The organism is Mesorhizobium sp. B2-4-3 (assembly GCF_006442815.1).
In the GTDB taxonomy this organism is placed as follows: Bacteria; Pseudomonadota; Alphaproteobacteria; order Rhizobiales; family Rhizobiaceae; genus Mesorhizobium.
On the sequence record NZ_VFVL01000020.1, the window covers coordinates 88,933 to 107,810 of the forward strand.

Genomic DNA, 18,878 nt, shown 5'->3' on the forward strand with positions numbered 1-18,878 from the left:
TTTGCTGCTTTATGGCGCGAAGATCGACCAGTTCATCATCCTGGCGAGCTTCTCCAGCGCGATGGAGCCGAGCTTGGAGTTGCCGTTCTCGTTGAGGCCGGGCGACCACGCCGCCAGCGAAGCAACCCCTGGAACGATGCCGAGAATGCCGCCGCCGACACCGCTTTTGCCGGGGATGCCGACGCGGAAGGCAAAATCGCCGGAACCGTCATAGTGGCCGCAGGTCAGCATCAGCGCGCCGATGCGGCGCGCCCGTTCGGCCGAGACGACCGAATGCCCGGTCGCCGGGTTCCTGCCGCCATTGGCAAGAAACCGGCCGGCCAAAGCGAGCTGACGGCAGCTCATGGCAATCGCGCAATGGTGGAAATAGACCCCCAGCGCCAGCTCCGGTTCGTGATGGAGATTGCCGAAGGATTTCATGTAGTTGGCGAGGGCGAAGTTGCGGTAGCCGGTGGCGCGCTCGGAGGCCGCCACCTCGCGGTCGATGATGATCGTCTCGTCATCGGCGAGGAACTGGATGAAGCGCAGGATTTCGCCGATCGCCTCGCGCGGCTGATGGCCGGCGAGCAGGACGTCGGAGACGACGACGGCGCCGGCATTGATGAACGGATTGCGCGGGATGCCGTTCTCGTGCTCGAGCTGGACGATCGAGTTGAACGGGTTGCCGGACGGCTCGCGGCCGACGCGATGCCATAGCGCGTCGCCGACCTTGCCAAGCGCCAGCGTGAGCGTGAAGACTTTCGAGACGCTCTGGATCGAAAAGGGTTGATCGGCATCGCCGGCAAGGATGACGCGGCCGTCATTGGTCACGGCGGCGATGCCAAATTTCTTCGGGTCGACCTTGCCGAGCTGCGGGATGTAGGTCGCCACCTCGCCGCGATCGCTTCGCTGCCCCATTTCGGCGGCCACTTCGGCCAGTGCCTGCTCGAGTTCCGGCATGGCTTTCTATTTCAGCCAGCGTTCGATGCGCGCCAGCGCCTCGACCATGTCGTCATGGCTGCCGGCATAGGAAAAGCGCATGGTGCGATGGCCTTGCAGCGGGTCGAAATCACGGCCGGGCGTCGCCGCGACATGCGCCTCGGCCAGCATTTTGCGCGCAAAGGCCATGCTGTCATTGGTGTGGCGGGTGACATCGCAGAAGGCATAGAAGGCGCCGTCCATCGGCGCGGCGAGCGCAAAGCCGAGTTCCGGCAGGCGCTTCATCAGAAGATCCCGGTTCCAGGAGTAGCGCGCCTTCACCGCTTCCAGCTCGGCCGTTGCCTTGAACGCCTCGATCGCTGCGACCTGCGACAGTTCAGGCGGCGAGATATAGAGGCTCTGGGCGACACGCTCTACCGGCCGGACAAGCTCTTCCGGCAGCACCATCCAGCCGACGCGCCAGCCGGTCATGCAATAGTATTTCGAGAAGGAATTGATCACGGTCACGCCGGCGCCGTGCTCCAGCGCGGTGACATCCGGCGCCGCGTAGGCCAGCCGGTGATAGATTTCGTCCGAGATCACGGCGATGCCGAGTTCCTCGGCCGTCCTGACCAGCGCGGCAAGCTCGTCGGCCGGAATCACCGCGCCGGTCGGATTGGCGGGGCTGGCGAACAGCACGCCCTTCAGCGGCTTGTCGCGATGCGCGGCCTTGAGGTGCTCGGCATGCAGATAGGCATCCGCGCCGAGCTCGATTTCGACGATCTCGATGCCGAGCGCGGCCATGATGTTGCGGTAGGCCGGATAGCCGGGCGCGGCGATGGCGACGCGGTCGCCCGGATCGAACATGGCCAGGAAAGCAAGGTTGAAGGCGGCGGACGAGCCGGTCGTGACGGCAATGCGCGATGGCGCGACGTCGATCCCATAGTGCTCGCCATAATGCGCCGCGATCGCCTTGCGCAGATCGGCGAGACCCAAGGCGTCGGTGTAGCCGATGCGGCCATGCCGCAGGGCCGCGGCCGCCGCCTCGCGGACGCCGACCGGCGCGGGATCCGATGGTTGGCCGACGGCCATCGACACCACGGGCACTCCGGTGGCCTTCAGCCGGTTGGCTTCGGCCAGGATGTCCATGGCGTGGAAGGGCTCGACTTCCCCTCGGCGCGAAAGCGAAACGACCATCTGACCTCTTCCAACTGCTCTATTTCGGCGAATTCTGGACGCAAGCCAGAGCAGACTTGCCGTTGAACTGCCCTAGTTAAAGGACAGCGCCGCACAAATGCCCGATTGATGTGGGGATCACAAGCGCGCAGGAAGTTGCCGGCGCCGACTTTTCATCTTTCGCCCGCTCGTCTACCAGTGGACCTATGTTGAGCCGACCCCGACCCTCGATTGGCAAATCGACCTCCCTTAGCCGAACCGCGCGCGGCTTCGCGACGCTTCTGCTTGCCGCCACCGTTGCTTTGTCGAGCTCGGTCAGCGCCTTCGCGCAAGGCGTGCCGGTGGTGCGCGACGCCGAGATCGAGGCGCTGGTGCGCGATTATGCCCGGCCGATCTTCAAGGCGGCGGGGCTTGCCAATGACGGCATCGACATCGTTCTGGTCAACGACCAGAGCTTCAACGCCTTCGTCACCGGGCGGCGGCTGTTCATCAACACCGGCGCGCTGGTGACCGCCGAAACGCCGAACGAGATCATCGGCGTCATCGCGCACGAGGCCGGCCATATCGCCGGCGGCCACCAGCAGAAATTGCGCGACCAGCTCGACCGCGCCAAGACCATGGCCATCATCGCCACGCTGCTCGGCGCCGGCGCCATGGTTGCAGGCGCCACCACGAACAGCCGCGGCCTTGCCGGCGCCGGCATGGGGGTCGCCGCCGGTGGCGGCGAGATGGCGCAGCGCTCGATCCTCGCCTATCAGCGCACCGAAGAGATCACCGCCGACCGCTCGGCGATCACCTATCTCAACGCCACCGGCCAGTCCGGCATGGGCATGCTGAAGACCTTCGGCCGCTTCCAGAGCGCGCTCTCGCTCGCCGGCACCCAGGTCGACCCCTACCGGATCAGCCATCCGATGCCGCAGGAGCGCATCGCCAACCTGGAAGTGCTCGTCAAGCAGAGCCCGTTCGTCAACGTTGTCGACCCGCCGTCGCTGCAGCAGCGGCATGACATGATGCGCATCAAGATCGCCGCCTATATGCAGGGCCAGGCAGCCGTCGCGCGGCTGATGCGCAAGAACCCGGCCAGCCTTGCCTCGCGGTACGGCGATGCGCAGCAGACCTATCTCTTCGGCAGTCCGGGCGCGGCGCTCACCAAGACGGCGGCGCTGATCGAGGAACAACCGAAGAACCCCTATTTCCAGGAATTGCGCGGCGATATCCTGATGAAGGCCAACAAGCCGAAGGACGCGGCGGATGCCTATGCCAAGGCGGTCAGCCTCGATCCCGCGCGCTCCGGCCTGCTGCTGGTTTCGGTTGGCCAGTCGCTGATGGCGGTCGGCACGCCCGATTCGCTGAAAAAGGCTGTCGCCCAGCTCAACAACGGCGTCGCGCGGGACAGGGAAAATGCCGACGCCTATCGCTTTCTGGCGCAGGCATATGGCGAACTCGGTGACATTCCGGCTGCCGATCTTGCCACCGCCGAGGGCCACTATTATGCGGGCGACTACAAAAACGCTAAGATCTTCGCCATGCGCGCTCAACAGAAATTGAAGCGCGGCGAACCCCGCTGGGTCCGCGCGCAGGATATTATAAACTACACGCCATCGAACAAGCTCAAATGAACCTCCCGGACGTTGGCGGCGACCAAGGCGGACCGGAAAAGGCAAAAGGATCGACAATCATGAACAAGGCAATCCTGCTTGGCAGCGCTGGCGGTCTGGCTGTGGCGCTCGGCATGCTGGCTTTCGGTTTCATGGCGGGAAACCCGCAGCCCGCGAGGGCCGACACCGTGCAAGTCGCCCAGGTCACGTCTTCCACCGATACCAAGGCCTCCACCGACACCAAGATCGATCGCAAGGAGGTCGAAGGCATCATCCGCGATTATCTCTTGAAGAACCCGGAAGTTCTGCTCGAGGTTCAGGACGCGCTCGAGGCCAAGCAGAAGGAAGAGCAGCGGCTCGCGGCACTCGGCGTCATCAAGGGCTCCAAGGACGAGATCTTCAACTCCACCTTCGACGGCGTCGTCGGCAATCCGAAGGGCAAGGTCACGATCGTCGAGTTCTACGATTACAATTGCGGCTTCTGCAAACGCGCCATCGAGGACATGCAGGCGCTGACCAAGTCCGATCCGGACCTGCGCTTCGTGCTCAAGGAGTTCCCGATCCTCAGCCCGGATTCGCAGAAGGCCAGCGTCGTCTCCATGGCGTTCCACCTGATGCATCCGGAGAAATATCGTGAGTTCCACACCGCGCTGCTCGGCGGCCAGGGCCGCGCCACCGAAGCGACCGCGATCAAGGTTGCGCTTTCGCTGGGCGCAGACGAGGCAGCGCTGCGCGAGAAGATGAAGGATCCGCGCATCGCCGAAACGCTCTCGCGCACCTACGACCTAGCGACGAAACTGTCGATCACCGGCACGCCGTCCTATGTGGTCGGCAACGAAGTGATCTTCGGAGCGCTCGGCCAGCAGGTTCTGGCGGAAAAGATCGAAGAGGCAAAGAGCGCGCTCTAGACGCCCGCGGTGCAAGCCGGCCGTTGTGGACGGCGAAAGAACGCACTTGCGCTCTTTTCGCGGGCGGTTATGCCCATTATAGAGGCCCAGTGCGCCGGCTTGGGGTCGGCGTAGAACAAGGTCGGCATATTGAAAACGATTTTCGTCCTCAACGGTCCCAATCTCAATGCGCTCGGCAAGCGCGAGCCGGGGATTTATGGCGGCAAGACGCTTGCGGCCATCGCCGAGGACTGCAAGGCGGCCGGCGCCGCGCTCGGGCTCGAGATCGATTTTCGCCAATCCAACCATGAGGGCGATCTGGTCGACTGGATCCAGGAAGCCAGCGAGAAGGCGGCAGGCATCGTTATCAATCCCGGCGCCTACAGCCACACATCGATCGCCATCCACGACGCCATCCGCGCCGCAGCACCGCTGCCCGTCGCGGAAGTCCATCTTTCCAACATTCACGCGCGGGAGCCCTTCCGCCACGTCTCCATGGTCGCGCCGGTCGCTGTCGGCATGATCTGCGGGTTCGGGCCGCTCGGCTACACGCTCGCGCTGCAGGCACTGGCGGCTCGCCTGTGACCGGCCCCCAAACAGAAGGCTCGAAAATGTCGATAAAAAAGACCGGTGTTGACCAGCAGCTGATCCGCGATCTGGCGGGCATTCTGAACGACACCAATCTGACCGAGATCGAGGTCGAGCTCGGCGATCTCAAGGTGCGCGTCTCGCGCCAAACGCAGGCCGTCCACGCCGTCGCCGCGCCGCTTGCCGCGGTTGCTCCCGTTGCCGCGGTAGCGGCTCAGCCCGCAACGGCAGCCGCGGCCGCCGATGTGTCCAAGAACGCAGTGCCCTCGCCGATGGTCGGCACTGCCTATCTGGCACCCTCGCCCGACGCCAAGGCGTTCATCGAGGTCGGCCAGAAGGTCAAGGAAGGCCAGACGCTGCTCATCATCGAAGCGATGAAGACGATGAACCAGATCCCCTCGCCGCGTGCCGGCACGGTGACGGCGATCCTCATCGAGGATGCCCAGCCGGTCGAATACGGCATGCCGCTGGTGGTTCTTGAGTAGAGCCGGGAACAACCAAGAGATGTTCCAGAAGATCCTCATCGCCAATCGCGGCGAAATCGCGCTCCGGGTGCTGCGCGCCTGCAAGGAACTCGGCATCCAGACGGTGGTGGTCCACTCGACCGCGGATTCCGACGCCATGCATGTTCGGCTTGCCGACGAGAGCGTCTGCATCGGCCCGCCGCCCTCGCGCGAAAGCTATCTCAACATCCACCAGATCGTCGCCGCCTGCGAGATCACCGGCGCCGACGCCGTGCATCCGGGCTACGGCTTCCTGTCGGAGAATGCCAAGTTCGCCGACATCCTGGCGGCCCACAACATCACCTTCATCGGCCCGTCGGGCGACCATATCCGCATCATGGGCGACAAGATCGAGGCCAAGCGCACGGCAAAGCGCCTCGGCATACCAGTGGTGCCCGGCTCCGACGGCGCGATCAACGACGACAAGGAAGCCAAACGCGTCGCCGCCGAGATCGGCTATCCGGTGATCATCAAGGCCTCCGCCGGCGGCGGCGGTCGCGGCATGAAGGTGGCGCACACCGAAGCGGATCTCGAAGTCGCCTTGCAGACGGCAAAGTCGGAGGCGGGCGCGGCCTTCGGCGACGACGCCGTCTATATCGAGAAATACCTGGAGAAGCCGCGCCATATCGAGGTGCAGGTGTTCGGCGACGGCGCCGGCCGCGGCGTGCATTTCGGCGAGCGCGACTGCTCGCTGCAGCGCCGCCACCAGAAAGTCTGGGAGGAGGCCAATTCCCCCGCGCTCAACGCCGAGGAGCGTTCGCGCATCGGCGGTATCTGCGCCAAGGCCATTGCCGATCTCGGCTATTCGGGCGCCGGCACGATCGAATTCCTCTACGAGAATGGCGAGTTCTATTTCATCGAGATGAACACGCGCCTGCAGGTCGAGCATCCGGTCACCGAAGCGATCACTGGCATCGACCTCGTGCATGAGCAGATCCGCGTCGCCTCGGGCGGCGGGCTGTCGGTCAAGCAGGAAGACATCAAGTTCAACGGCCATGCCATCGAGTGCCGCATCAACGCCGAGGATCCGCGCACCTTCACGCCCTCGCCCGGCACGATCACGCATTTCCACACGCCCGGCGGCCTCGGCATCCGCGTCGATTCCGGCGTTTATTCCGGCTACAAGATCCCGCCCTACTACGACAGCCTGATCGGCAAGCTGATCGTGCATGGCCGCAACCGCGTCGAATGCATGATGCGGCTGCGCCGCGCGCTCGACGAATTCGTCGTCGACGGCATCAAGACGACGCTGCCGCTGTTCCGCGACCTTGTCGGCAATCCCGACATCGCCAATGGCGACTACGACATCCACTGGCTGGAAAAATACCTGGCCAAGGGTGAATAGCACGGGGATGCGATGACCCGCCCCTACGCGCCAGGCTATCGCATTCCGACCGACCTGCTGCTCAGGGCCTATGCCTCGGGAGTCTTCCCGATGGCCGAGAGCGCCAACGACCCCGAAGTGTTCTGGGTGCGGCCGGAAACGCGCGGCATCATTCCGCTGGACGGGTTCCACACGCCGCGCAGCCTGAAGAAGACGATCCGCAAGCATCCGTTCGAGATCCGCTACGACTTCGATTTCGAGGCGACGATCGACGGCTGCGCCGAAAAGAGCGAGGAGCGCCGCTCGACCTGGATCAATGCGCCGATCCGCGAAGCCTATGTCGAGCTCTATCGCCTGGGCCACTGCCATTCGGTCGAGGCGTGGCGCGAGGAACGCCTGGTCGGCGGCCTCTACGGCGTCTCGCTCGGACGCGTGTTCTTCGGCGAAAGCATGTTCGCCAGGGAGACCGACGCTTCGAAGACCTGCCTCTACCATCTCGTCGAGCGGCTGAAGGCGCGCGGCTTCGCGCTGCTCGACACGCAGTTCACCACCGAGCATTTGAAGCGCTTCGGCGCCGTCGACGTGCCGCGCGGCCAGTATGAGAAGCTGCTCGCCGAAGCGCTGAAGGGCGAGGCCGTCTTTTATCCTTGAGCTGGCTCTGCCGCCTCGATCGGCGTCTGCGCATGGAACATCATCTTCCAGCCGTCGGCTCGATGGACATAGCCGGTGCTGACCAGAGCGGCATAGGACTGGCCGTTCTCGCGCGTCGCGCGCGCCTCGTAAGTCAGCATGACGATGTCGCTGCCCGGCTCGACCATGCCCTTCAACTTGATGTCCAGGTCGCGCCATTTGTTGGGCTTGGTGGCGGTCTTTGCGAGATCGGCATTGGTCATCGCCTGCGCCATCTGCGGGAACGCCACCAGGCACTCCACATCGGCATTGGCTTCATAGTAGGCGGAATCGCCCGACCAAAAGCCCTTCTCGATATCGAGAAGCTCCTGCTTGTTGGCGGTGATTGTTTTCGTGACAGTCATCGCGGAATCCTCCTCGCCTTGCCGATTTGAACGGCCAAAGGGCGGGCAGGTTCCGAGGTCAGTTCGCGTTGGTCGTGTCGTCCGGGTCCGGCGCCGCATCAGCCGGCTCGGACGCGGCGTCAGCCGGTTGCGCCGGAGCATTGGGCTTGGCGACATTGGTCTTCGGCTTGGCCGTGTCGGCCTTGGCCGCGGTCGGCGGCGGCACGTCCGACTTCTGCTTGCAACCCTTGAGCCAGACGTCATAGACGGCGTGCTCGACGGCGTTGAGGCCCGGGCTTTCGGCAAACATCCAGCCGGTGAAGATGCGGCGGATCTTGCGGTCGAGCGTGATCTCGTCGACCTCGACGAAGGAATCGGTCTTCGGCTGTTCCGTATCCGGCCGCGAATAGCAGACGCGCGGCGTCACCTGCAAAGCGCCGAACTGCACGGTTTCGTCGATATAGACGTCGAAGGTGATGATGCGACCGGTGATCTTGTCGATGCCGGCGAATTCGGCCACCGGATTGGTGACGCGGTCGGAGGCCGCGGGCGCTGCGGCCGGCGCCTGCGCGGCGGCGAACGCCGCCGTCGAGGCAACCAGAATGGACGCCGCCGCGATCAGCGCCTTTGAGGTATGGCCGAAAGAGCTCATGCAAAATACCGGTGGTTGTGCCCGGGTGATTCTCTCAACGCCCAAGGCTAGTCATGGCTGCGCAGTCAGCAAGCAGCTAAATGCCAATTGTGGCGATAAAGGACCGAATAGCGCCTTCGATTATGATCCGGGCGTCCAGGCGTCGTAATCGCCGGTCACCTGCGGACGATGCTGGTTGGTCAGGATGGAACCCTGCGGACGATAGGCGCCGGGCGTTCCGGTCAGGTTCGGCCGATGCTCCTTCTGCCACTCGCGAGCCTTGTAGCTCTCGCTCGATGGAGGTGTATCGACGCGATGATGGATCCAGCCATGCCAGCCCGGCGGGATCTTCGAGGCTTCCGAATAATCGCGATAGATGACCCAGCGGCGGGTGCGGCCTTCCGAATCGATGCCGCCCTCATAGTAGACGTTGCCGGCTTCGTCCTCGCCGACCCTCTTGCCGAAGCGCCAGGTGTGGAAGCGCGTGCCGAGCGTCTGGCTGTTCCACCAGGTGAAGAACTGCAGCAGGAAAGTTTTCATCCACATCCTCGCGGCGGCAGCGGCTGCGCCTTTCCCCTGCTTATGGCGTCACGCCACCGCGAAGGCAAGGGTTTTGCCACACCCCGAATGGAAATGCTCCATGCGTTCATATCTTGATGCATGTCATCGTCCCAGAACCGCTCCACACTTCTAGGCGACATGCATTAAATCGATGCAGTTGTGCTGCAGGCGGCAGCGCGGCTTGCCAAGCGCCGCCTGTCTTCCTAAAGCTCGGCCCGCCCGTTTCGGGGTACGCCCAGAGCCGGATGATTTCAGGTCGAATCGACCTGAAATCATCCGGCTCTAAATCAAAGAGATAGAGCATGATGTCGTCCGAAAACCGCTACACACTTTTCGGCATCATGCTCTAGGGAGGTGACGATTGAGCCGGGATCCGTCCGCCGACAGCCGGATCAGCGCCGAGGACATTCGCCGCCGCAAGGGCGGCGTGCCGATCGTCTGCCTTACCGCCTACACCTATCCCGTCGCCCGCCTGCTCGATCCCCATGTCGACCTGCTGCTGGTCGGCGACAGCGTCGCCATGGTCCTGCACGGCCACGCCACAACGCTCGGCGCCTCGCTGGAGATGATGATCGCGCACGGCCAGGCCGTGATGCGCGGCTCGGCCAAGGCCTGCATCGTGGTCGACATGCCGGCGGGCAGCTATGAGGCCTCGCCGGCACAGGCCGCGGCGTCGGCAAGACGGATCGTCGGGGAAACAGGCTGCCAGGCCGTGAAGCTCGAAGGCGGCGTCGACATGGCCTCCCGGATCGCCGCGATCGCCGCCGAGGGAATACCGGTCATGGGCCACATCGGCCTGCAACCGCAATCGGTGGAGAAGGACGGCGGCTACAAGATCAAGGGCCGGACAGAGGACAATATCGCTGCGCTGCTCAGCGATGCCGAGGCGGTGGAACAAGCCGGAGCCTTCTCGGTCGTCATCGAAGGCACGATGGAGGCCGTGGCCGCGAAGCTTACCCATCACATTTCCATACCGACCATCGGCATCGGCGCCAGCGCCGACTGCGACGGCCAGATCCTGGTGATCGACGACATGGTCGGCCTGACCATCGACCGCGTGCCGAAATTCGTCAAGGAATACGCGGACTTGCGCAGCGCGATAGCGGATGCGGCGGCGCGCTACGCAGCCGAGGTGCGGAGCCGCGCCTTCCCCGGCCCCGACCACGTCTTCACGACGGCACCCGGCAAGGACAAGACATGAACGCGCCAATCGTCGCCGACAGCGTCACCGCCCTTCGCGCCCAGGTCCGGGACTGGCGGCGGGCCGGCCTCAAGGTGGCCATGGTGCCGACCATGGGCGCGCTGCATGAAGGCCATATCTCGCTGGTCAGGATCGCGCTCGAACGGGCCGATCGCTGCGTCGTCTCGATCTTCGTCAATCCGACGCAGTTCGCGCCGACGGAAGATCTCGACAAATACCCGCGCCAGTTGGCGCGCGACCTCGACCGGCTGCACGACGCGGGCGCGCATCTCGCCTTCACGCCTGGCGTAAACGAAATATACCCCTCCGGCTTCGCCACGAAAATCTCGGTCGGCGGCCCCTCCCACGGCCTGGAGACCGACTTCAGGCCGAGTTTCTTCGACGGCGTCGCGACAGTGGTGGCCAAGCTCTTCCTGCAGGCGGCGCCCGATTGCGCCGTGTTCGGCGAGAAGGATTATCAGCAACTTTGCGTGGTCAGGCAGCTCTGCCGCGATCTCGACCTGCCCGTCGAGATCGTCGGCGCGCCGACGGTGCGCGATGCTCATGGCCTCGCCATGTCGTCGCGCAACGCCTATCTGGGCGAGGCCGAGCTCGACATCGCGCGCAAGCTCAACGTGATCCTGCGCCGCACGGCGGCGGCGCTTTCAACCGGCGCGGATGAAGCCGGCGCCACCGACGCCGCCGCGAAGGCCCTGGTCGCCGTGGGCTTCCAAAAGGTAGACTACGTCGCCGCCCGCATGAGTGTCACGCTCGAGCCCTGGCAGCGGAATGGCGACGGACGCCTGCTCGCGGCGGCCTGGCTCGGCACGACACGCCTGATCGACAATGTGGAAATTTCCTCCGCCTGATCGGACTTTCGTTCGATCAGGCCCGGCGCTTACTCTTGCGACGGCATGTGCAGATACATCGACTGGATGCCGACGCGCCCAGGACCGGTGAAGCGATTGACGACGAAATTCATGGCGGCGCCGAAGAAGCCGCTGGAAAGGCGATCGATCCTTGTATCCATTTTCACCGATGCGTCCTTGAACAGCCAGCCGCCTGGCTCGATGTCGATGGTCTCGCCGGGCGCCAGCACCTTCTCGAAGACATTGCCGTAGCCGTGCAGCCAGACGATGCCGTCGCCCGTCTCGCCACGAAAGCGGTCGATGAAGAAGCCGCTCTGGCCGAACAGCATCGTGCCCAGCCCGCGCACACGCTCGAACGTGTAGTCGACGCTGGCGGTCGCGGCCAGGAACTGATGCTCGCGCACCTGTATCTCCTCGCCGCGCCGAAGATGGATCGGCACGATATGGCCCGGCCCGTCGCGGCTGAAGGCGATGACGCCCGGCCCGGACGCCTCGGTGACGAAGATCTGCATACCCGCGATCATGCGCTTCAGCGCGCCCTTCAGCGATTTCAAGCCGATGGTGATCGTGGTGTTCTTCCATAAAAGGATGTGGTGCTCGAAATAGACCGGCATGTTGGTCACATCGACCGACAGCACAGGCACCAGTTCGCCGGCGACGTGATAGGTCACGCCACCAAACGTCTCATCCGACACCTCGGTCGTCATCAGTCCCGGCAAGCTCGGCATGGCAATCCCCCTCACCGCCGTGCTGCCGGTTGACCGGACTGTCGCCGGCGCGTCGGCTGTCGCAGCATTGCCGCCGGGTTTTCGGCCGTCAAATGAAAGCTGGCATTGGGCGCGCCGCTCGCAACAACGTGAAGCAATTGCTGCGGCGTCGAGCGATCAGGCGATCAGCGGCCGCTCAAGGAGCAGTGACGCGATGCCGGACTGCGCAGGCCCGCGATTGTCGGCGCGGCCGACCTGGACGAAACCGTTCGCCATATAGAAGGCGACGGCGCGCTTGTTCGCTTCCGCCACCTCGACGCGTACCGCGCGCGCTTCGGGGAAGCTCTCGATCACTTCGTCCAGCAACATGCCGCCAATCCCCCGGCCCTGTAGGTCCGGCGCAACATGAAGCTGCTCCAGATCGACCAAGGCGCCCTGGTCAGCGCTTTCCGCATAGGCGACGCCGCCGATGCGCTTGCCATCGTCGGCGACCAGGAACTCTGCATCCGGGCGCTCGATGCGCGCTTTCAATTTTTCCGGCGAACACCAAAGCGCGATGGTTCGATCGATCCGCTCGGCACCATAGATGGCGTCGTAGGTCGCATGCCAGGTCTCGGCCAGCAGTCCCCGGATAGCCGCAATGTCACGGTCGCTGGCGGTGCGGACAAACACCGTTATTCGATGCCGAGCTTGGCCTTGACGAGGTCGTTGACCGCCTGCGGGTTGGCCTTGCCGCCCGTCGCCTTCATCACCTGGCCGACGAACCAGCCGGCCATGGTCGGCTTGGCGCGCGCCTGCTCGGCCTTGTCCGGGTTGGCGGCGATCACCTCGTCGACCGCCTTCTCGATGGCGCCCGTGTCGGTGACCTGCTTCATGCCGCGGCTCTCGACGAGCTGGCGCGGATCGCCGCCCTCGTTCCAGACGATCTCGAACAGGTCCTTGGCGATCTTGCCGGAGATGGTGCCTTCCTTGATCAGGTCGATGACGGCGCCGAGCTGCTCAGGCGAAAGCGGAGCATTTTCAATGTCCTTACCGGCTTTGTTCAAGGCGCCAAGCAGGTCGTTGATGACCCAGTTGGCGGCGAGCTTGCCGTCGCGGCCCGAAGCCACCTTCTCGAAATAGTCGGCAATCGGCTTTTCCGACACCAGCACCGAGGCGTCATAAGTCGACAGGCCCAGCGACGAAATCAGCCGTGCCTTCTTGTCGTCGGGCAGTTCCGGCAGGTGTTGCGCCAATGCATCGACATAGGCCTGGTCGAATTCCAGCGGTAGAAGATCGGGATCCGGGAAATAGCGATAGTCATGCGCCTCCTCCTTGGAGCGCAACGAGCGCGTCTCGCCCTTGACCGGGTCGAACAGGCGGGTCTCCTGGTCGATCTTGCCGCCATCCTCCAGAATGGCGATCTGCCGGCGCGCCTCGGATTCGATCGCCTGGCCGATGAAGCGGATCGAGTTGACGTTCTTGATCTCGCAGCGGGTGCCGAATGCGCCGCCCGGGCGGCGCACCGAGACGTTGACGTCGGCGCGCAGCGAGCCTTCGTCCATGTTGCCGTCGCATGTGCCGAGATAGCGCATGATGGTGCGCAGCTTCGTCACATAGGCCTTGGCCTCGTCGGCCGAGCGGATGTCGGGCTTGGAGACGATCTCCATCAGCGCCACGCCGGAGCGGTTGAGGTCGACATAGGACATGGTCGCATGCTGGTCATGCATCGACTTGCCGGCATCCTGTTCTAGGTGCAGTCGCTCGATGCCGACCTCGATGTCCTCAAACTCGCCCTGGCGGTCGGGCCCGACGGAGACGATCACCTTGCCCTCGCCGACGATCGGCTGCTTGAACTGGGAGATCTGGTAGCCCTGCGGCAGGTCCGGATAGAAATAGTTCTTCCGGTCGAAGACCGACTTGTGATTGATCGCGGCCTTCAGGCCGAGCCCGGTGCGGATCGCCTGCTTGACGCATTCCTCGTTGATGACCGGCAGCATGCCGGGCATTGCCGCGTCGACAAGGCTGACATTGGCATTGGGTGCCCCGCCGAAAGAGGTCGAGGCGCCGGAAAACAGTTTTGCCTCGGAGATCACTTGCGCATGCACTTCGAGCCCGATGATGATCTCCCAGTCGCCGGTGGCGCCGGGGATCAGACGTTTCGCGTCGGGGGTGCGGGTGTCGATGATGCTCATGGAGGCCTGCGGATTGGAAACGTGAGTTTCACGTCAAAAGTGAAAGTCACTCGCTAGTCCAAACCGCCCGGCGAGACAAGCCTTAAGCCTTCCGCTGGCCTTTCCCGCCACGTTCGCCTATAGGACACCCATTCCAATGGAGAGTGGATGTCCACTTACGCTCAGTCCCGGTGAAGCCCTGACCTCTTAAGCGAGGCAGGGCAGAAAAACCTGAAACCCCGTGCCGCGACGTCTCGCGGCGGCGGCTTTTGTTGTTTTTCCCGGAACCTATCCAATGGACATTTCGCGCAGCGAACAGCGCATCCTGCACCTGCTGGCCCAAGGCGGGCGCATCGAAATAGAGAAGAACGAGAGCAGGAAGATCGCCTCGGTCCGGTGCCTGACCCGCGACGGCTGGCGCTATCCGGGCTTCGACCTGGAGCTCTTCCGAAAGTTGAGGCGGAAGAAGGCGGTTTCCTCAACGAACGGCGGTCCTTACCGCATCACCCGACGCGGGCTTGAGCTCGTGCGCGCCGAACTCGACAACCGCTAGTGCCTTGTTTTACGCAATTCCGGACGGAAAACCGCCCACACTTTTCCTGGAATTGCTCTAGCGCCCAATGCCGCCGGCCGAAACGCCGGCGGCACCTTTCCGTTTGCTTCAGGCCGTGGCGATGTAGGCCCTGATCTCTTCGGCTTCGCGCTCGACGTCCTCGATACGGCGCTTGACCACGTCGCCGATGGAGACGATGCCATCGAGCTGGCCGCCCTTTTCCACCGGCAGATGGCGGAAGCGGCCTCGCGTCATGATCTCCATGACCTCGTTGACCGTGTGGTTTTCGTTGCAGATCTTGACCTTCGGCGTCATCGCCGAGCGCACGGCGATGTCGAGCGCGGCGGCGCCCTCTTTGGCCACCACCCTGACGATATCGCGTTCCGAGAGAATGCCTACGATCTTGCGATCGCCATTGGTGATGACGAGCGCGCCGATCCTGTGCTCGGCCAGCATGCGAATGGCCTCGCTGAGTTTTTCATTGGGCCCGAGCGTGAACACGTCATGGCCCTTGCTTTCAAGAATTGCCTTAACCGTCATGGCGTCCTCCACTGCCGTTGACGCCGGCTCCGCCTGACCGGCTGTTGAGCCCCGGCGCCCTTAGGAAGACACTGGGTGCTTGGGCAACATCGTGCGCCGTGATTGGTTGCATTTCAAGTGCGCCTAAGGACTAGGCGGCTGCCAGCGGACGGTCGAAAAAACGCAAACCGAAAAAGCCGGCGACGAAGCCGCCGATATGGGCTTCCCAGGCGATCTGACCATCGATGCCCGGCGCGAAGCCAAGCAGGCCCGTGGCCAGATTGATCACCATCCAAACGCCAAGAAAGGTCATGACGCCGCGCGAGCGCAACACGGATGCGATCGGCAGCGGCTCGCCGGCGAAGGCCGCGCTGCCTGACAAGCGGTCGACGCGGAACCCATAGCGCGCAGCCGCGCCCATCATGCCGGAGATCGCACCCGAGGCACCGACGAGCGGCGCCTCGCCATAGGGATGCAGCGCCCAGAACAGAACAACCGAAGCCAGCCCTGTCACGGCGTAGAATATCGCGAAACGCAGCGCGCCGAGACGATTGGCGAGCGGCGAACCGAAGGCTGCAAGCCAGATCATGTTGATGGCGATATGGGCAATGCCCCCATGCATGAACGCATAGGTGAACGGACGCGTGAACAGGAACCAGTCGAAGCCGTACTGGCCGGTGTACAGCACCGGAATGAAGGCACCGTCGTAGAGCAGCGTCGTTTGCTGCGCTTCGTTCAGCACGTATTGCTGCAGCAGATAGACGACCACGCATATGCCGATCACGGCGAGCACCACCGGAGGCAGATTGAACACGGGTTCGCGGCGGCGCGGCTCGGAAGCCTCGTCCGGCGTCGGTTCGGTTTCGGTGGGGCTTACAGGCTCGCTCATGCGCCTTTGCGGGTGTGGGGGCTAGGGGTTTTCGGCGAGCATGTAGATCACGCCCTTTCGAATCACAAACGGCTAATCGCCACAGCACAGATCAGAAAAGGAGCGAATCAAAGCGGAGCGAATCAAAAAAGAAGGCCGTCCAGGATTTCCCTGAACGGCCGGTCGAGTCCCCTGCTCCCCATAAACTCGTGACTGAAGTGCTGCCGATCGCTGCAGGAACGACCGTTTTGGAGTGGTTTTGATGTGCCACAGGCTTCGGCGGCACGCAATGTAAACCACTTGTTAACCTTAACGACCCCGAAGCGTGAACAAACGTTAACGATACTGGCACGCATCCTGCTCCGCACCGCATGAAGGTCATCGGAGGGCGCCCTGTCTGTTCGCCGATGGGACATCAAAAGACAGATTGTGCGGAGCGGAATGGACATGAAAGAAAAAGGATCAATCGCGCTGTTCCAATATTGGAACCAGCTGCGTGATGGTCGCCTCGCCCCGAAGCGATCGGAGGTGGAGCCGGCCGACATCAAGTCGCTTCTGGCCGACACCTTCATCCTGGAGCGCGACATCCGCGGCGAGGCGGTGTTCCGGCTCGCCGGCACGCGGCTCTGCGCATATTATGGCCGGGAGCTCAAGGGATTCTCCTTCCCTTCGCTCTGGCGCGAGAAGGATCAGCGGCTTGTGTCGCGGCTCATGCACGGCGTTTTCGACCAGAAATCGGTTCTGCTGATGACCTATGAGGGGTTCAGCCGCAACGGTCGTTCCAACAAATTCGAGCTCCTGGCGCTGCCGCTGGACGCGGGCGCCCAGAACCCGCGCTGCCTCGGCATCATCAGCACCGCCGACAAGCCGTTCTGGCTTGGCGCCGATCCGCTCGCCGACGCGCTCATCGATACGATCCGGGTGATAGATCCCGACAAGGAGCCTATGTTCCTGAAGAACCGCCCGGCGATCGACGTCCCCTCGCTCGTTCCGGCCGAATTCGATCCTCCGGAGACCATTTCGGCGCTCGGCCGCGTGCGCCGCATCCGCCATCTCGTCGTCTTCGACGGCGGGCGTCACGAGTGAGCCCGGCTGTCTGAGGTCTTCCGTCGCTCCCGGTAAATTTTTCCGCGTCGCGCGAGCCCGCAGGCCCAGGCTTTGCGGCCGATTTTTCCCGTTTGTTAACCTGCTTTGCTGTAGTTTTTCGGGTGAAATTCCTCGCATCGTCGCGCGGAATGCCAACGGGGTGTAGGCAGTCATGAGGTCAGCGGCGGTAGAATATGCGCCGTCACGAGCTGAACGGCGCAACTTTCAGCGTGTCCGCGTCAAGATTTACGGGCGCTTCATGCTGGAAGACCGCACCGAGCATCCTTGCCAGGTGATCGACATGTCGCCCGGCAATGTTGCGTTGCGTACGGACCGGATCGGCATGCCGGGCGAGAAGGTCATCGCCTATATCGACCATATCGGTCGTGTCGAAGGCGTCGTGACGCGCACGTCGCAGGACGGTTTCGCCATGACCGTCATCGCCTCGGACCGCAAGAAGGACAAGCTTGCCGCGCAGCTCACCTGGCTAGCCAACAAGCATGAGCTCGACCTGCCCGAGGACCGCCGCCACGAGCGCGTGGCGCCGCGCAATCCAATGAGCGTCCTGCAGCTCACCGACGGGCGCCAGTATCAGTGCCGCATCATCGACCTGTCGCTCTCGGGTGCTGCCGTCGAGATCGACGTCAAGCCGGCGATCGGCGTCCAGGTCACGTTAGGCACGATGCGCGGCCAGGTGGTGCGCCATTTTGAGGACGGTGTCGCCATTGAGTTCGCCGTCATCCAGCGGCCGGAAACGCTCGATCAGGAATTCAACGCGCCGCGCTCCTGAGACGCGCGAAGCGCGCTCCCGAGACGGAGCTGACGCTCGCTCCTGAGACGCGCTGACGCTCGCTCCTGAGACGCGCTGACGCAAGCAAAGCAAACCGGCCCTTATCGGCCGGTTTTTGTTGTCCGGTCTTGGGAGGTCGGACGCGGGCCGCCAGTGACATCGGAACCTTGCGCGGGCCGGATGAAAATCTGAACAATCCGAAATCCCGATAGTTCAAATTTTATGTTTATTCTACTGGCGTTTTACTCAATATCTACTTCGGGTTTTTGCGCCAAATAAATCCCAACGTGGCACAGTCTCCTCAAACGGGGAGACTACAACAATGAAAATGACGAGGGGCAAGCTGTTGCTCTTGGCAATGGCGATGCAGCTTTCCGCGTGGGGCACGGCAAGCGCAGGACCGGCTTTCATGCATACGGGTGGCCGCACCACCCAGCCGGTCGGTCACTACGATTTCTGCCAGCGCATTCCGGTCGAATGCAACCAACGGACGCCGAAGGGTCCGCCGGTCGAGCTGACGCGCAAGCTGTGGGCGACGATCGTCAACGTCAACAATTCGGTCAACGTCCGGGTCAAGCCGCGCACCGACATGGAGATCTACGGCGTCGAGGAATACTGGGCTTACCCCGACAACGGCTATGGCGACTGCGAGGACTACGCGCTGGAGAAGCGCCGCGAGCTGATGGCCGTCGGCGTGCCTGCAGGCAATCTGCTGATGACGGTGGTGCGCCAGCCGAATGGCGACGGCCATGCGGTGCTGACGGTGCGCACCAGCCTCGGCGAATTCATCCTCGACAATCTCGAGCCGAAAGTGCTCGCCTGGAACGACACGGTCTACACCTATCTCAAACGTCAATCGACGGAGAACTCGGGCGCTTGGGTAACGATCAACGACGGCCGCGAGGACGCGGTCGCCAGCGTCCGCTAAGGCGCCAACGCGATCGGGTACGCCGCGGTGATGCGGCGGCGTACCCG

22 protein-coding genes are annotated in these 18,878 nt (G+C 63.5%); 12 read left to right on the forward strand and 10 right to left on the reverse strand.

Annotated features, from left to right (window positions below; genetic code table 11):
• Window positions 1–9: 9 nt before the first annotated feature.
• Both FJ956_RS19235 and FJ956_RS19240 read right to left on the reverse strand, forming a co-directional pair.
• Window positions 10–939: a glutaminase gene (locus FJ956_RS19235; protein WP_140678410.1), complete on the reverse strand. Its 930-nt coding sequence runs from the start codon at window positions 937–939 to the stop codon at window positions 10–12.
• Between the two features lie 6 nt (window positions 940–945).
• A complete protein-coding gene (locus FJ956_RS19240) occupies window positions 946–2,094 on the reverse strand; it encodes an aminotransferase class I/II-fold pyridoxal phosphate-dependent enzyme (protein WP_140678413.1) in 1,149 nt (382 codons plus the stop codon).
• Window positions 2,095–2,279: 185 nt separating this feature from the next.
• Between FJ956_RS19240 and FJ956_RS19245 the strand changes: the two genes are divergently transcribed.
• The 6 genes from FJ956_RS19245 to aat all read left to right on the forward strand — a co-directional run bounded on the left by FJ956_RS19245 (window position 2,280) and on the right by aat (window position 7,624).
• Window positions 2,280–3,692: a M48 family metalloprotease gene (locus FJ956_RS19245; protein WP_140678415.1), complete on the forward strand. Its 1,413-nt coding sequence runs from the start codon at window positions 2,280–2,282 to the stop codon at window positions 3,690–3,692.
• A gap of 59 nt (window positions 3,693–3,751) precedes the next feature.
• Window positions 3,752–4,579 (forward strand): DsbA family protein, encoded by an 828-nt coding sequence (locus FJ956_RS19250; RefSeq protein WP_140678417.1) that lies wholly within the window; start codon window positions 3,752–3,754, stop codon window positions 4,577–4,579.
• Between the two features lie 129 nt (window positions 4,580–4,708).
• Window positions 4,709–5,143 (forward strand): type II 3-dehydroquinate dehydratase, encoded by a 435-nt coding sequence (gene aroQ / locus FJ956_RS19255; protein WP_095767887.1) that lies wholly within the window; start codon window positions 4,709–4,711, stop codon window positions 5,141–5,143.
• A 26-nt stretch (window positions 5,144–5,169) separates the two neighbouring features.
• A complete protein-coding gene (gene accB / locus FJ956_RS19260; protein ID WP_140678419.1) occupies window positions 5,170–5,631 on the forward strand; it encodes an acetyl-CoA carboxylase biotin carboxyl carrier protein in 462 nt (153 codons plus the stop codon).
• Between the two features lie 19 nt (window positions 5,632–5,650).
• Window positions 5,651–6,994 (forward strand): acetyl-CoA carboxylase biotin carboxylase subunit, encoded by a 1,344-nt coding sequence (gene accC / locus FJ956_RS19265; protein WP_140678421.1) that lies wholly within the window; start codon window positions 5,651–5,653, stop codon window positions 6,992–6,994.
• A gap of 12 nt (window positions 6,995–7,006) precedes the next feature.
• Window positions 7,007–7,624 carry a leucyl/phenylalanyl-tRNA--protein transferase gene (aat, locus tag FJ956_RS19270; protein WP_140678423.1) on the forward strand — a complete coding sequence of 206 codons (618 nt, stop codon included), beginning with the start codon at window positions 7,007–7,009 and terminating at the stop codon, window positions 7,622–7,624.
• On the opposite strand, the gene FJ956_RS19275 is transcribed toward aat, so the two are convergent.
• From FJ956_RS19275 to FJ956_RS19285, 3 genes are all read right to left on the reverse strand, one after another.
• Window positions 7,615–8,007 (reverse strand): hypothetical protein, encoded by a 393-nt coding sequence (locus FJ956_RS19275; RefSeq protein WP_140678425.1) that lies wholly within the window; start codon window positions 8,005–8,007, stop codon window positions 7,615–7,617. The genes aat and FJ956_RS19275 overlap by 10 nt on opposite strands.
• 58 nt (window positions 8,008–8,065) lie before the next feature.
• Window positions 8,066–8,638 carry a DUF2155 domain-containing protein gene (locus FJ956_RS19280; protein ID WP_140678427.1) on the reverse strand — a complete coding sequence of 191 codons (573 nt, stop codon included), beginning with the start codon at window positions 8,636–8,638 and terminating at the stop codon, window positions 8,066–8,068.
• A gap of 120 nt (window positions 8,639–8,758) precedes the next feature.
• A complete protein-coding gene (locus tag FJ956_RS19285) occupies window positions 8,759–9,157 on the reverse strand; it encodes an NADH:ubiquinone oxidoreductase subunit NDUFA12 (RefSeq protein WP_140678429.1) in 399 nt (132 codons plus the stop codon).
• Window positions 9,158–9,539: 382 nt separating this feature from the next.
• Here FJ956_RS19285 and panB point away from each other — a divergent pair, with 382 nt between their 5' ends.
• Together panB and panC are read left to right on the forward strand one after the other, a co-directional pair.
• Window positions 9,540–10,379 carry a 3-methyl-2-oxobutanoate hydroxymethyltransferase gene (panB, locus tag FJ956_RS19290; protein ID WP_140678431.1) on the forward strand — a complete coding sequence of 280 codons (840 nt, stop codon included), beginning with the start codon at window positions 9,540–9,542 and terminating at the stop codon, window positions 10,377–10,379.
• Window positions 10,376–11,227, forward strand: coding sequence for a pantoate--beta-alanine ligase (gene panC, locus FJ956_RS19295; RefSeq protein ID WP_140678433.1), 852 nt, complete (start codon window positions 10,376–10,378; stop codon window positions 11,225–11,227). The genes panB and panC overlap by 4 nt, the downstream gene beginning before the upstream one ends.
• A 29-nt stretch (window positions 11,228–11,256) precedes the next feature.
• Here the strand turns inward: panC and FJ956_RS19300 are convergent, their stop codons facing one another.
• The 3 genes from FJ956_RS19300 to gatB all read right to left on the reverse strand — a co-directional run bounded on the left by FJ956_RS19300 (window position 11,257) and on the right by gatB (window position 14,108).
• Window positions 11,257–11,955 carry an AIM24 family protein gene (locus FJ956_RS19300; RefSeq protein WP_140678435.1) on the reverse strand — a complete coding sequence of 233 codons (699 nt, stop codon included), beginning with the start codon at window positions 11,953–11,955 and terminating at the stop codon, window positions 11,257–11,259.
• 156 nt (window positions 11,956–12,111) lie between these two features.
• Window positions 12,112–12,606, reverse strand: a complete 495-nt coding sequence (locus tag FJ956_RS19305; protein ID WP_140678437.1) for a GNAT family N-acetyltransferase — start codon at window positions 12,604–12,606, stop codon at window positions 12,112–12,114.
• 2 nt (window positions 12,607–12,608) lie between these two features.
• Complete coding sequence (gatB, locus tag FJ956_RS19310) at window positions 12,609–14,108, reverse strand: Asp-tRNA(Asn)/Glu-tRNA(Gln) amidotransferase subunit GatB (RefSeq protein ID WP_140678439.1); 1,500 nt, start codon at window positions 14,106–14,108, stop codon at window positions 12,609–12,611.
• A gap of 274 nt (window positions 14,109–14,382) precedes the next feature.
• Between gatB and FJ956_RS19315 the strand changes: the two genes are divergently transcribed.
• Window positions 14,383–14,640 (forward strand): YjhX family toxin, encoded by a 258-nt coding sequence (locus FJ956_RS19315; RefSeq protein ID WP_140678441.1) that lies wholly within the window; start codon window positions 14,383–14,385, stop codon window positions 14,638–14,640.
• 108 nt (window positions 14,641–14,748) lie between these two features.
• Here the strand turns inward: FJ956_RS19315 and FJ956_RS19320 are convergent, their stop codons facing one another.
• Together FJ956_RS19320 and FJ956_RS19325 are read right to left on the reverse strand one after the other, a co-directional pair.
• Window positions 14,749–15,180 carry a CBS domain-containing protein gene (locus tag FJ956_RS19320; RefSeq protein WP_140541349.1) on the reverse strand — a complete coding sequence of 144 codons (432 nt, stop codon included), beginning with the start codon at window positions 15,178–15,180 and terminating at the stop codon, window positions 14,749–14,751.
• Window positions 15,181–15,310: 130 nt separating this feature from the next.
• Window positions 15,311–16,048 (reverse strand): rhomboid family intramembrane serine protease, encoded by a 738-nt coding sequence (locus FJ956_RS19325; RefSeq protein ID WP_140678443.1) that lies wholly within the window; start codon window positions 16,046–16,048, stop codon window positions 15,311–15,313.
• A 426-nt stretch (window positions 16,049–16,474) separates the two neighbouring features.
• Here FJ956_RS19325 and FJ956_RS19330 point away from each other — a divergent pair, with 426 nt between their 5' ends.
• The 3 genes from FJ956_RS19330 (at window position 16,475) to FJ956_RS19340 (ending at window position 18,831) form a co-directional block, all read left to right on the forward strand.
• Complete coding sequence (locus tag FJ956_RS19330; protein ID WP_140678445.1) at window positions 16,475–17,113, forward strand: PAS domain-containing protein; 639 nt, start codon at window positions 16,475–16,477, stop codon at window positions 17,111–17,113.
• Window positions 17,114–17,285: 172 nt separating this feature from the next.
• A complete protein-coding gene (locus tag FJ956_RS19335) occupies window positions 17,286–17,903 on the forward strand; it encodes a PilZ domain-containing protein (protein WP_140678447.1) in 618 nt (205 codons plus the stop codon).
• Window positions 17,904–18,225: 322 nt separating this feature from the next.
• Window positions 18,226–18,831, forward strand: coding sequence for a transglutaminase-like cysteine peptidase (locus tag FJ956_RS19340; protein ID WP_140678449.1), 606 nt, complete (start codon window positions 18,226–18,228; stop codon window positions 18,829–18,831).
• Window positions 18,832–18,878: the final 47 nt, after the last annotated feature.

Coding starts and splice junctions, on each gene's coding strand:
- FJ956_RS19335 (WP_140678447.1), top strand. CDS start 17,286: ATGAGGTCAGCGGCGGTAGAATATGCGCCGTCACGAGCTGAACGGCGC.
- FJ956_RS19250 (WP_140678417.1), top strand. CDS start 3,752: ATGAACAAGGCAATCCTGCTTGGCAGCGCTGGCGGTCTGGCTGTGGCG.
- FJ956_RS19340 (WP_140678449.1), top strand. CDS start 18,226: ATGAAAATGACGAGGGGCAAGCTGTTGCTCTTGGCAATGGCGATGCAG.
- aat (WP_140678423.1), top strand. CDS start 7,007: ATGACCCGCCCCTACGCGCCAGGCTATCGCATTCCGACCGACCTGCTG.
- FJ956_RS19275 (WP_140678425.1), bottom strand. CDS start 8,007: ATGACTGTCACGAAAACAATCACCGCCAACAAGCAGGAGCTTCTCGAT.
- FJ956_RS19300 (WP_140678435.1), bottom strand. CDS start 11,955: ATGCCGAGCTTGCCGGGACTGATGACGACCGAGGTGTCGGATGAGACG.
- FJ956_RS19330 (WP_140678445.1), top strand. CDS start 16,475: ATGAAAGAAAAAGGATCAATCGCGCTGTTCCAATATTGGAACCAGCTG.
- FJ956_RS19240 (WP_140678413.1), bottom strand. CDS start 2,094: ATGGTCGTTTCGCTTTCGCGCCGAGGGGAAGTCGAGCCCTTCCACGCC.
- gatB (WP_140678439.1), bottom strand. CDS start 14,108: ATGAGCATCATCGACACCCGCACCCCCGACGCGAAACGTCTGATCCCC.
- FJ956_RS19245 (WP_140678415.1), top strand. CDS start 2,280: ATGTTGAGCCGACCCCGACCCTCGATTGGCAAATCGACCTCCCTTAGC.
- FJ956_RS19325 (WP_140678443.1), bottom strand. CDS start 16,048: ATGAGCGAGCCTGTAAGCCCCACCGAAACCGAACCGACGCCGGACGAG.
- accB (WP_140678419.1), top strand. CDS start 5,170: ATGTCGATAAAAAAGACCGGTGTTGACCAGCAGCTGATCCGCGATCTG.
- panC (WP_140678433.1), top strand. CDS start 10,376: ATGAACGCGCCAATCGTCGCCGACAGCGTCACCGCCCTTCGCGCCCAG.
- accC (WP_140678421.1), top strand. CDS start 5,651: ATGTTCCAGAAGATCCTCATCGCCAATCGCGGCGAAATCGCGCTCCGG.
- FJ956_RS19280 (WP_140678427.1), bottom strand. CDS start 8,638: ATGAGCTCTTTCGGCCATACCTCAAAGGCGCTGATCGCGGCGGCGTCC.
- FJ956_RS19285 (WP_140678429.1), bottom strand. CDS start 9,157: ATGAAAACTTTCCTGCTGCAGTTCTTCACCTGGTGGAACAGCCAGACG.
- FJ956_RS19235 (WP_140678410.1), bottom strand. CDS start 939: ATGCCGGAACTCGAGCAGGCACTGGCCGAAGTGGCCGCCGAAATGGGG.
- FJ956_RS19320 (WP_140541349.1), bottom strand. CDS start 15,180: ATGACGGTTAAGGCAATTCTTGAAAGCAAGGGCCATGACGTGTTCACG.
- FJ956_RS19315 (WP_140678441.1), top strand. CDS start 14,383: ATGGACATTTCGCGCAGCGAACAGCGCATCCTGCACCTGCTGGCCCAA.